Origin of the sequence: Aequorivita lipolytica (assembly GCF_007997135.1) — a bacterium.
GTDB lineage: Bacteria > Bacteroidota > Bacteroidia > Flavobacteriales > Flavobacteriaceae > Aequorivita > Aequorivita lipolytica.
Genome location: NZ_VORU01000006.1, coordinates 102,355 through 114,128, shown reverse-complemented (window position 1 = coordinate 114,128; position 11,774 = coordinate 102,355). Strand labels below are relative to the sequence as shown.

General features: G+C 37.8%; 11 protein-coding genes. 5 read left to right on the top strand and 6 right to left on the bottom strand.

Going from position 1 to position 11,774, the window contains the following annotated elements:
* The first annotated feature begins 30 nt into the window (after nucleotides 1-30).
* Nucleotides 31-1,392 carry an NAD-dependent succinate-semialdehyde dehydrogenase gene (locus ESV24_RS08965; RefSeq protein ID WP_111815867.1) on the top strand — a complete coding sequence of 454 codons (1,362 nt, stop codon included), beginning with the start codon at nucleotides 31-33 and terminating at the stop codon, nucleotides 1,390-1,392.
* 68 nt (nucleotides 1,393-1,460) lie between these two features.
* On the opposite strand, the gene ESV24_RS08960 is transcribed toward ESV24_RS08965, so the two are convergent.
* A complete protein-coding gene (locus ESV24_RS08960; RefSeq protein WP_111816093.1) occupies nucleotides 1,461-4,553 on the bottom strand; it encodes a WD40/YVTN/BNR-like repeat-containing protein in 3,093 nt (1,030 codons plus the stop codon).
* A gap of 98 nt (nucleotides 4,554-4,651) precedes the next feature.
* Nucleotides 4,652-5,407 carry a LolA-like protein gene (locus ESV24_RS08955; RefSeq protein WP_111815868.1) on the bottom strand — a complete coding sequence of 252 codons (756 nt, stop codon included), beginning with the start codon at nucleotides 5,405-5,407 and terminating at the stop codon, nucleotides 4,652-4,654.
* 201 nt (nucleotides 5,408-5,608) lie between these two features.
* Here ESV24_RS08955 and ESV24_RS08950 point away from each other — a divergent pair, with 201 nt between their 5' ends.
* Together ESV24_RS08950 and ESV24_RS08945 are read left to right on the top strand one after the other, a co-directional pair.
* Nucleotides 5,609-6,496: a DUF72 domain-containing protein gene (locus ESV24_RS08950; RefSeq protein ID WP_111815869.1), complete on the top strand. Its 888-nt coding sequence runs from the start codon at nucleotides 5,609-5,611 to the stop codon at nucleotides 6,494-6,496.
* Nucleotides 6,497-6,886 carry an acyl-CoA thioesterase gene (locus ESV24_RS08945; RefSeq protein ID WP_111815870.1) on the top strand — a complete coding sequence of 130 codons (390 nt, stop codon included), beginning with the start codon at nucleotides 6,497-6,499 and terminating at the stop codon, nucleotides 6,884-6,886.
* A gap of 2 nt (nucleotides 6,887-6,888) precedes the next feature.
* On the opposite strand, the gene ESV24_RS08940 is transcribed toward ESV24_RS08945, so the two are convergent.
* Nucleotides 6,889-8,151, bottom strand: coding sequence for a mechanosensitive ion channel family protein (locus ESV24_RS08940; RefSeq protein WP_111815871.1), 1,263 nt, complete (start codon nucleotides 8,149-8,151; stop codon nucleotides 6,889-6,891).
* A complete protein-coding gene (locus tag ESV24_RS08935) occupies nucleotides 8,151-8,429 on the bottom strand; it encodes a DUF3817 domain-containing protein (RefSeq protein ID WP_111816094.1) in 279 nt (92 codons plus the stop codon). The genes ESV24_RS08940 and ESV24_RS08935 overlap by 1 nt, the downstream gene beginning before the upstream one ends.
* A 112-nt stretch (nucleotides 8,430-8,541) precedes the next feature.
* On the opposite strand from ESV24_RS08935, the gene ESV24_RS08930 reads away from it, so the two are divergent.
* Nucleotides 8,542-9,465 carry a mechanosensitive ion channel family protein gene (locus ESV24_RS08930; RefSeq protein ID WP_111815872.1) on the top strand — a complete coding sequence of 308 codons (924 nt, stop codon included), beginning with the start codon at nucleotides 8,542-8,544 and terminating at the stop codon, nucleotides 9,463-9,465.
* Nucleotides 9,466-9,518: 53 nt separating this feature from the next.
* On the opposite strand, the gene ESV24_RS08925 is transcribed toward ESV24_RS08930, so the two are convergent.
* Both ESV24_RS08925 and ESV24_RS08920 read right to left on the bottom strand, forming a co-directional pair.
* Nucleotides 9,519-10,259, bottom strand: coding sequence for an SDR family NAD(P)-dependent oxidoreductase (locus ESV24_RS08925; RefSeq protein WP_111815873.1), 741 nt, complete (start codon nucleotides 10,257-10,259; stop codon nucleotides 9,519-9,521).
* 62 nt (nucleotides 10,260-10,321) lie between these two features.
* Entirely contained in the window at nucleotides 10,322-10,936 is a 615-nt protein-coding gene (locus tag ESV24_RS08920; protein ID WP_111815874.1) for a M15 family metallopeptidase, read from the bottom strand.
* Between the two features lie 70 nt (nucleotides 10,937-11,006).
* Here ESV24_RS08920 and ESV24_RS08915 point away from each other — a divergent pair, with 70 nt between their 5' ends.
* Complete coding sequence (locus ESV24_RS08915) at nucleotides 11,007-11,726, top strand: SDR family oxidoreductase (RefSeq protein ID WP_111815875.1); 720 nt, start codon at nucleotides 11,007-11,009, stop codon at nucleotides 11,724-11,726.
* Nucleotides 11,727-11,774 lie beyond the last annotated feature (48 nt).

Here is an 11,774-nt window from a genome sequence, read left to right as displayed (position 1 = left end):
AATGTTTTCAATACTTTTAAAAGAAAAATCATGGCCACAACCCTCTCGATAAATCCGTACACGGATGAAGAATTGCAATCCTATAAAAATCACACAAAAAAAGAAGTTTCAGAAATAATTGACAAAGCCGATAAACGTTTTTACAATTGGCGTGAAACCTCATTTTCTGAACGAAAAAAATTAATGCTTGCCGCTGCTTCTGAATTGAAAAAGAACAAACAGGAATATGCTAAAACGATGACTTTGGAAATGGGCAAGCCTATTACACAAGCTATCGCCGAGGTAGAAAAGTGTGCGTGGGTCTGTGAATATTATGCTGAAAATGCTGAAAAGCATCTTGAAAATGAACGAGTAAAAACCGATGCCCATAAAAGCTATGTAAGCTATGAACCGTTGGGTGTAGTATTGGCTATAATGCCTTGGAATTATCCTTTTTGGCAAGTTTTTCGTTTTGCTGCACCAGCTTTGATGGCTGGAAACATTGGAATTTTAAAACATGCTTCAAACGTTTTTGGAAGTGCTTTGAATATTGAAAAGGTTTTTAAAAGAGCAGGTTTTCCTGAGAATTGTTTTACTACTTTATTGGTGGGAAGCGATGCAGTGGAAGAAATTATTGAAAACGAAAAAGTTAAAGCAGTGACTCTTACCGGCAGCGGTCCAGCGGGCTCTTCAGTGGCTTCTATTGCTGGGAAAAATATAAAGAAATCTGTTTTGGAATTGGGTGGAAATAACGCTTTGGTCATTATGAAAGATTGCGAGATGGATAAAACTATCGAAACCTGCGTGCAAGCGCGCTTTCAGAATACCGGACAAAGTTGCATTGCAGGAAAAAGATTGATTATAGATGCATCTATTTCCGAAGAATTTGTTGAAAAAATGCTTGTGAAAGTTAGAGAGCTTAAAAGTGGCGATCCAATGGATGAAGAAACCTATGTTGGCACAATGGCGCGTGCAGATTTAGCGAAAGATTTGGAAAAACAAGTAAATGATTCTATCAAGGCAGGAGCGAAATTAGAAATAGGAGGAAAGCGGCAAGGTGCTTATTTTGAACCTACTATTTTAACAAATGTAAATGAGGGAATGTCTGTATTTAAAGAAGAAACCTTTGGCCCGGTACTTTCGGTTACCACTTTTAAAACTGTGGAAGAGGCGGTAGCACTTTCAAATAATTCAAAATTTGGATTGGGTGTTTCTATATTCACAAAGAATATTGAAGAGGCCGAAAAGTTGGCGTTTCAGTTTGATGAAGGTGCCGTTTTTATAAATGAATTAGTGAAAAGTGATCCACGGCTGCCTTTTGGTGGAATTAAACAGAGTGGCTATGGGCGTGAGCTTAGCGACGACGGAATAAAAGAATTCGTAAATCGCAAAACTGTTTATATAAATACATAAAAAATAAAAAGCCACGAATTCACGAATATTTTTAATAATTTTTCGTGAATTCGTGGCTAAATAATAAATTATCCTTTCTTCAAAAACTCTTCTTTGCTTTCAAGTTCTGGTTTCGGAATATTGTTTTTTTCCAAAAATGAATTGAATTTCTTTCCTTCCTTTTCCATTAAAGTTTCATAGCGCTTTTTCGCTTTTGAAAAATCTTCAGAAATTAATTCCAAATTTGCTTTCGAAGCTCCGGAAACTTTATTGAAGTTTGTAGCAACATTGCTGTAAAGATCCGCCATTTTTTCACGCAATTCTGGGTCTGCGGAAGCTACGTAATTGTCGCCAGTGGTAATTACTAAATCTTTCCGAAGGTTTTCAAGCGCATCATAAAATTTTTGAGCATCCTTTTTTCCTTTTGGATTGTTTTCAACTACCTCGGTGGCTTTTGCTTGGGTTTCGGTTATTTCATACACCATATATGCCAGATCTTCAACCATATTATAAAGTTTTTTGGTGAGTGTTTCCTGCTCTTTCCGCTGTTCCAAAGTGGTTATGGATTTTTCATCATACTTTACATCAATTTCGTAACTGTATGTTTCTTTTCCCTTAGTCATTACGGCTTTATACTTTCCAGCCGGAACCCTTGGGGCGGCAAAACCTCCATATGCAAGTGTTTTGGCTTGGGCTACTTTTGGATTTGTACCAGTGAAGTTCCAAGAAACAACATTAATACCCTTTGACTTTCCTGGAGCAATTGTTGTAATTTTATTCCCCTGCATATCTTGAATTTCCATCTCCATCTTTCCAAAAGTGTGGCGCTTTTTAAGGTAGTAAACTATTTGAGCACTCGTGTTTTTGTTCTCTCCAACAAATTGCGTTTCTGCCCCAAAACTTCCACTAAAGCCGCTATCTTCAGTCATTGTAAATGGTTCGGTTTTGAAAAAATGAAGGTCTTTGTTTAAAATTTCGGGAGTCAATTCTCGCAACGGGCTTATATTGTCAATAATTATAACACCACGGCCGTGAGTGCCCATCACCAAATCATTAGTCCTTTTTTGAAGTTCTATAAAATGAACTGCTGCAGGAGGCATATTATTTGTGAACTGCGACCAGTTTTTTCCGCCATCAATAGTAACGTAAAGTCCGAATTCGGTTCCGAGGAAAAGTAAATCTTCATTCACATAATCTTCCTGAATATTTCTGACAAAAGCTTTATCATCTATATCTTCTGAAATAATTGATTTCCAAGTTTTTCCATAATCGGTAGTTTTCAAGGTATATGGTTTCATATCGCCAGTTGTGTGACCTTCAAAAACAGCGTAAGCTGTTCCTTTTCCGTGAACACTCGCTTCAATATGATAAACCCAAGTGTTTTTTGGGATTCCCACAAGATTTTCGGTAAGATTTGTCCAAGTCTTTCCACCGTCGGTAGTAAGTTGTACGTTTCCGTCATCGGTTCCCACCCAAATAATATTTTGATCGAGTGGTGATTCAGCGATTGTGAATATTGTTGTATGGTTTTCAGCACCACTGTTATCTACCGAAAGTCCTCCGGAACTGGATTGGTCTTGCTTTGTTTTGTCGTTAGTGGTTAAGTCTGGTGAAATGATGGTCCAGCTATCGCCCATATCGTCTGAACGATGGAGAAATTGGCTTCCCATATAAAATCTATCTGGAACAAAAGCACTTACTGCCATTGGCGCATTCCAGTTGAAACGCAATTCAGGATCGCCTTTTTTTGGTTGTGGCTGTACGGTTGTCGTTCTATTTCTGTCCACATCATAACGCCAAACATTTGCTGCGCCCTGCATTTCAGAATATATGATATTTTTTGTAGGATGCTTTAAAACTCTAAAACCGTCACCGTAGCCAACGCTGTTCCAATCTCGAGCGGTAACTCCGCCAGGAGCAGAGGAGGGGCCGTACCACGAACCATTGTCCTGCAGACCACCGTAAACATTATACGGTTCGGCATCGTCAACGCTTACGTGATAAAACTGGGAAAGGGGAAGATTTTCAACTATTTCAAAAGTAGAACCTCCATTCCAAGAACGATAAACGCCACCATCTGTGCCTGAATACATAATATCGCTATTATTTATATCGAAAACAACATCGTGAATGTCGCTGTGCATATTTCCGAGATTTTTAAATGTCTTTCCGCCGTCTCTACTAATGGAGCCAGTTAGACCACCTTTCACCACAATATCTGGATTTTTTGGATCAACTGTTATTCTTGAAAAGTAAAAAGGCCGCACGGTAAGTCCGAAATCATTGTTTAAATGTTCCCAAGAATTGCCACCATCGTTGGATCTCCATAGACCGTTTGTTTCTTTTACACCGGTTTCAATCACTGCGTAAATTATTTTACTATCGCTTGGAGCCATTGCAATACCTATTCTTCCCAGCTTTCCGGTTGGAAGGTCTTTACTTAGCTTATTCCAAGTTTTTCCACTATCGGTAGATTTGTAGATAGCACTGTTTTCACCTCCGGAATTAAATCCCCAAGCGGTTCTTCTAAATTCCCACATAGAAGCAATTAAAATGTTTGGGTTTTTTGGATCCATCAAAATATCGGAAACACCCGTAGCTGGATTTACATAGAGAATTTTATTCCAATTTTTTCCGCCATCAGTTGTTTTATAAATCCCGCGATCTTCACTATCGCTCCACAATGCGCCCAAAACGCCTACATAAACTTCATCTGTATTATTTGGATTTATAACAACGGAAGTAATTCTTTCAGAATCTTCAAAGCCAGGGATTTCCTTCCAGTTATTACCACCATCGGTAGATTTGTAGAGGCCATCGCCCACAGAAACAGAGTTACGCGTCCAGGTTTCACCGGTTCCCACCCAGATTACTTCATCAGGATTTTTTGGATCTAGGGTAACTACACCAATGGATTGTGCGTGTTCATCGAAAATCGGTGCGAATGTTGCACCGCCATCGCCAGATTTCCAAACACCGCCACCAGCTGTTCCTGCATAGATAATACGTGCGTTTGTGGGATGATTTTCAAGGTCATTGATACGTCCGCTCATTAATGCTGGACCAATGTGGCGCGCATTCATATTGCCGAAAAGTTCTTTGCCTTTTAAAGAGGTTTCTTGAGCTTGAATAAACGTGAAGCTTGAAAAAATAGCTATGAACGTTAAGATGAAATTTTTCATAATGATGGTTTTTTGGTTATTCTGCAACAATAAAGATTTAATTATTATTTAAAAAAAATCCCTGAACGAGCAGGGATTTTCTTTTAGGATCTATTTGGTTATTTTTTCTCTGAATCGGCTGCTGTAGCGGGAAATGTGAACATAGCCACATCAATTTCGGGATTTAGAACTACTTCTTTCAGTTGAATTCCCTGTCCTGCCATTGAAAGTGCAAAAGGAAAATAAAGTCCATCAACTTCCTGATAATCGCTCATTGTGCTAACATTCATTTGACCTTTCATTGGACCTTGGGCAATTTCACTTTCTGTAACGATAGGTACAAAAGTTTCAGTGTCAAAATAGTGATAAGAAACATTGGGCTGCTCCACACCATCAACCATAACCGGTGATTGCGTAAGTTTAATTTTGTACGTATCAGTTCCTTCTTTGGTTTCTTTACCCATCAGTTCAACGGTAAAGCCTTTATCTTTATAATTCAAAAAAGGAGTTGGAAAATCTTTTGTCTGCTTCATCATATTTGCGGTAGATTCTGCATCGCTCTTTTCAGGTTGCATTGTCATAAAATTGGTGGACCACATGATTTCACCATCAAAGGCCAATTGGGTAATTTCTTGGCCTTGAAAATTGATTTTAATCAATTGTTTTCCGTCTTTGGTTTGAAAAATTTCTACAGGAATTTCCATTCCTTGTGCATTTGCAGTTGCAGTCATTTTTACGCTTTTTAAGTTTTCCCAAGCCGTTTTTCCGCCGGTATTCTCAAAATAATTATTAATAATTTCATCTGCAGTCTGCGCAGAAACTGGCGCAATTGCAGTTAGTAAAAAAGCGATGGTAAGTGTTTTAATGATTTTCATTTTGTATGGAATATTTGTTTTTAATGGAAGATGGAATGCCCTAGTCCAACTTCGTTTATCTTGAATCCGCGGTGGCGGAGGACATTTATAAATAACATTTTAAGTTTCAGTAAATATAAGACTAACAGTTTTATAAAAAGTTACAGCCTATTATTTTTTTGATTTTTTTTTAAGGTTTATCTTTACGGAAACAACACTATTATGAAGTTCGGTAAAGTTGATGACCCTGAAAATATAGACTTTACACTTCCGCCGGATCATCCGCGAACAAAGGAAATTCTTTCAAAATATAAAAAAGCTACTCCTCCAAAATTGTATGTTGGCTGTGCAAAATGGAACAAGGCCGACTTAAAAGGATTCTATCCGAGGGGCACAAAAGACGAGCTGGCTTATTATTCAACGCAATTTAACAGTATTGAATTGAACGCTACCTTTTACAGAATTTTTTCTGCGGACGTATTTGCGAGTTGGTATGAAAAAACGCCGGCTGATTTCAGGTTTTTCCCGAAATTTTTTCAAGGAATTTCACATTGGAAACGACTTCAGGATTGTGAAGAAAATTTGAATGAATACATCTTAAATTCTTCAAATTTGAAGGAAAAACTGGAAATGCCGTTTGTGCAATTGCCTGAAAATTTTGGACCTAAAAACAGTGATAGATTGGAACCGTTTTTTAAAATGCTTCCAAAGGATATTAAGCCTGCTATAGAATTTAGACACACAGATTGGTTCAATAATAAAGAAGCAGCTGAAGAACTTTATGGAATTCTTGAAAAATACAATATTACAAACACAATTGTAGATTCCGCCGGAAGGCGAGATTTGCTGCATATGAGGCTGACTACACCTACAGCTTTTATACGTTATAATGGCGCAAACCACCAGAGCGATTATACGCGATTGGACGAATGGATAGACCGCTTGGAAACATGGATTGATCAAGGTTTACAGAATATTTACTTTTTTGTTCACCAAAATCTCGAAAAAGCATCGCCACTGCTTTCGGCACATTTTATTAAAAAAGCGAATGAAAGATTTGGAACAAATCTCCACATTCCGCGAATGGATAACCCTGATACTTTATTTTAGATGAACTTTCACACAAGAAAATGGATTAAACCTGAGGATTTAAATCCTAACGAAACACTTTTCGGCGGAAGACTGCTGGAATGGATAGACGAGGAAGCCGCGCTTTATTCAATAATTCAACTTGAAAACCCCCGAACTGTTACCAAGTTTATGAGTGAAATCAATTTCAGAAGCTCTGCGAAAAAGGGTGATATAATTGAAATAGGGCTAGAGGTGACAAAATTTGGAAGAACATCCATAACGCTCGCCTGCGAGGTACGCAACAAAATGACGCGAGAGGTCATCATCAGTATCGATAAAATTATTATGGTTAGCTTGGATGATGACGGAAACTCCTCCCCGCACGGAAAGACTGAAACAGAATACGTAAAAGACCGTCTGGCAAAATAAAATTATGCCAAGGCTTGAAGGTCTCTTCCTGTGGGTAATTCAAAAACTTCCAAATCGAAATAGGAGATAGAGGCCAGCAAATGGTCAAAAATATCTGCTTGAATGTGTTCGTAATTTTCCCACTTTTTATCGTGGCTAAAGCAAAAAATTTCAATAGGAATACCCTTGTCAGTTGGCGCCAAATGACGAACCATCAAAAAAAGATCTTTATTTATGGCAGAATTTTCGTTTAAAAAAGCATCAGCGTAATGACGAAAAACTCCGAGATTTGTTTGGTTTCGCCCGTTTATGAGTAATTCTTTATCTGCCTCATTCATTCGGTTAAATTTGTCAACATCTCTTTGGCGATGCTCTAAATAGGGTTTTATCAACTGAATGTTTTTAAGCCTTTCAATATCTTCCGAAGAAAGAAATTTAATGGAGGATTGCTTGATGAAAATAGAACGCTTAATTCTTCGGCCCTTGCTTTCCTGCATTCCGCGCCAGTTTTGGAAAGAATCTGCAATTAAACTATATGTGGGAATGGTGGTAAAAGTATTGTCAAAATTCTGAACCCGGACAGTTGCTAGGTTTATTTCGGTAACGTAACCATCAGCGCCAAATTTGCTAAAAGTAATCCAGTCGCCAATACGCACAATATCATTCACTGAAACTTGAATACTTGCCACAAAGCCGAGAATTGTATCCTTAAAAATAAGCAGAATTACTGCAGAAGCAGCTCCAAGAGTAGTTAAGCTAACTACCGAAAAACCGGTTAGCAATTGTATAATCCAGAAAACGCCAATTCCCCAGGCAAAAATCATCATTACCTGCACGTAGCTTTCCATTGGCTTGTCGCGATAACTTTCGCTTTCTTCAAGAAAATTACGTGTGGTTCGCAGAATACTTCTGAAAATATAAACACAAAGAATAATCAAATAAACCTGAGCAGCAATTTGCAATAAGTTGGTCATAAACGCCGACTCAACAAAAATGATTGGAATGAGATACCACACAAGGCCCAAAGGAAGACAGTGGGCAATAAATCGCGGAAAATTACTCTTCACAAGATAGTCATCAAATGTCGTTTTTGTTTTGTCGCTGAAAGCTTTGAAGGTTTCAACGATCAATTTTCTGAAAACTACATCCAATATTAAAACTGCTGCAAAGACGATAACACAGTTTACGAGGACATTCAAAAAAATAGCCCATTCGATGGTCATCCCTTCGTTAACGAGATAGTCCTGAAAAAGGCAACTGTATTTTTGAATGGTTTCTCTATTCATTATAAATATTTACGTTCTACATAAAACGGCCCAAACGGAAGGACGGAGCACATTACTACAATAAATAAATCTGTAATAGACCAATTTAATTTTTTATACATATAAAGTGCTCCGCCCACATAAAGTACAAATAAAACACCGTGTGCCATCCCGACAATTTGAACCATTTGCGGCATGTTCCAAATATATTTTAAAGGCATTGCTATTCCCAAAAGCACAAGAAATGAGATGGCTTCTAGCGTGCTAATTAGTCGAAAAGATTTTACTGAAAGTTCCACAGCTTTATTTTTTGGCAAAGATACATCTTGGAAATTTCCCCACTAAACTTTAAGGCTAATTTATGGGAAGAAATCTTTTGCGAAGAATTACTATCTTTAAAAGAAAAAATAGATGCTTCCATTACTACAATCGCCAACTGAGACAATCCAAATTTCGCTCGAAAAATATTATGATGAATTCCTAAAGGTTCTTCCACGTGTTGCTTTGGCGATTTTGGTGATAATTTTGGGTGTTTTACTAGCCCAATTGATTACCAATTTTTATAAAAAACGATTTCAGAAAAAATCTGAAGATCCGTTAATGTCAAGATTTTTGGCACAAGCGGTAAAAATTATACTCATTATAATTGCAATTATGCTGGCATTGAGAGTTGCTGGCTTAGATGGAATAGCCACAGGATTATTAACAGCCGTTGGAGGTGGGGCAATTATATTGGGATTTGCATTTCAGGATATTGGCAAGAACTTCTTGGCGGGAGTTATACTTGCCTTCAACAGACCTTTTAATATTAACGATACCATTAAAGTGGACGATATCTTCGGAAAGGTGAAAGCGTTAAGTTTTAGATATTCTCACATAAAAACCTTTGATGGCCGTGATATTTATATTCCAAATAGCGATGTGCTCACCAAGCCAGTTGAAAATTATACAGCCGATGGTTTTTATAGAGTAGAATTTACGGTGGGGATTGGTTATGAAGATGATATTGTAGCAGCGAAAAAGGTGATTCAGGATATTTTGGATGCCAATACGGAAATAATGCGAGATTTAGATCACGAAAATTTTGTCATTGAAGACGAACTCGCCGCAAGCACGGTAAATTTAAAGGTGTATTTTTGGGTAGATACGTTTGACTATCGTCGCGCATCGCGTGTATTACGAGGAATGGTTATTAGACAAGTCAAGGAAGAATTGTTTAAAAAAGGCTTTAATCTTCCTGCAGATATTAAGGAACTTAAAATTTATGGAACTGAGGATGCTATTCCAATTAAATTTAGAAACAGTCCGGAATTTCCAAAAAAAGATAATAATTAAAAACCCTGCGATCTTTTCGTGTTTGCGTTTAAAAACCACAGAGTTAATAATAATTATTGTGCGGTATAACCACCATCTACGAGATGGTAAGATCCGGTTACAAAGCTAGCCTCATCACTACACAACCAATAAACCAAGTTCGCAACTTCTTCGGGCTTTCCTAATCTGCCTATTGGGTGAGCCTGTATTAATTGTTCTTTCTGTTCGTCATCAAGTTGATCCAATAGTGGTGTTTTAATATATCCCGGTCCAACGGAATTTACACGAACGTTGTCCTTTGCATATTCAATAGCAGCGGTTTTTGTTAGACCGACAACTCCATGTTTTGCCGCAACATAAGCAACGGAATATGCCGAACCGACGCTACCCAAAATAGATGCCATATTAACGATAGCGCCGCCGCCGGCCTTTATCATTTCAGGAATTTGATAGCGCGTACCGTAAAACACGCCACTCAAATTAATTCCTATTACTTTCTCCCAACTGTCTAATGGATAATCGCCAGTTTTTGCCATTTCGCCTCCTATGCCAGCATTGTTAACAGCATAATGAAGCTTGCCGAATTTATCGATAGTTTGTTTTACCAATTGCTCACATTCCTTTGCTTTTGAAGTGTCTGCCTTTATAAAAAAAGCTTTTCCGCTTTCATCAGTTATTTCTTTAACTACTTTATTTCCAGAATCTACGTCAATATCTGAGACAATTACGTTCGCCCCATTTTTTGCAAATTTATGTGCAATCGCCCTTCCTAAACCAGAACCAGCTCCGGTTACTATTACTGTTTTATTTTTCATAATATTTGTTTTTTATAAAGTTACAATGAAGCAAACGGAAAGTGTGCTAATGAAATATTAAATCAGTCGCAGGGCAGGGGAATGTTCAGGGTTTTGTAGCTCCAATTTCTTTTGTAGCTAAAATGCCACCATTCCGTTCTAATAGTACTAAAACCAAATTTACGCATACCCTCAAATAGCAACTTGCGATGGGCGAGTATTTCTTCTGAAAAATTATAGTTGTCAATATGCGCCTCCCTTCCGAAATAATCGTAATCGCTACCCATTTCAATGTAACAACCTTCTAAAGTTTCCAACGTAATATCTACAGCCGCACCTTTATTATGGATAGAACCATTGCCATAGGGATTGCCTACATAAGTTGGTCGCGGTACTTTGGCCCACATCTTTTTCTGCACATCTAAGGGACGGTAGCAATCGTATATTTTTATACGGTAGCCTTTTTCGCAAAAGTATTGGTTGGCTTCTAGCAGTGCTTCGGCCACTTCAGGGCGGAGCAAGCATTTTGCACAATCGTAAAGTGTTTCACCAATAAAGTTATACGGTGTGGCGTAACGAATTTGATAGCTGAATTCGGTTGAAAGCGACTCGAGATCTACTAAAGGTTGTTGAGAATTCTCTTCCGAAGAAAAACTAAAAAATAGAAACGTATAAAATAAAATTGGCAGCAACTTCATATTTCAAATTTAAGTAGAATTTAATAACATTCGGAATCACTATTTGTAACTTTGGGAAAAACGAAAAAATATGAATGATTTAGGAAACAAATCCGCACTTATTACAGGCGGTACAAAAGGAATAGGATATGGAATTGCGGAAGCATTGCTGAAAGAAGGTATTAACGTTGCCATAACTGGAAGAACAAAGGAAACAGCCGTAGAAGCAGCCAAAAAACTAAACGCTCACGGAAACGATAGGGCACAGGCAATAGGGTTAGAGGCTGATGTGCGAAATTATGAAAGCCAACAAAAAGCGGTTTCTGAAGCAACAGATAAATTTGGAAAGCTAGACATTGTAATTGCAAATGCCGGTCTTGGTCATTTCGGCTCTGTGGAAGACATTACTATTGAGCAATGGAAAGAAACTATAGACACTAACCTTTCAGGGCCTTTTTATTCTTTGAAAGCGAGTGTTGACCAATTGAAAAAAAATGAAGGTTATTTTATAAGTATTTCCAGTTTGGCTGGCACCAATTTCTTTAAAGGTGGAAGCGCTTATAACGCGAGTAAGTTTGGATTGACTGGCTTTACGCAAGCTGCTATGTTAGATTTAAGAGATCACGGTGTAAAAGTAAGTACGATAATGCCAGGTTCAGTTTCTACACATTTTGCGGGTAACGAACCTGATGATAGTGACGCCTGGAAAATTCAAATAGAAGATATAGGTGAGCTAGTGGTAGATTTATTAAAAATGAATCCTCGCACGTTACCGAGCAAAATTGAGGTTCGACCTTCAATGCCCAAATAACCTGCAAATTGCAAACAAAAAAAAGGCGATTCATTTCTGAATCGCCTT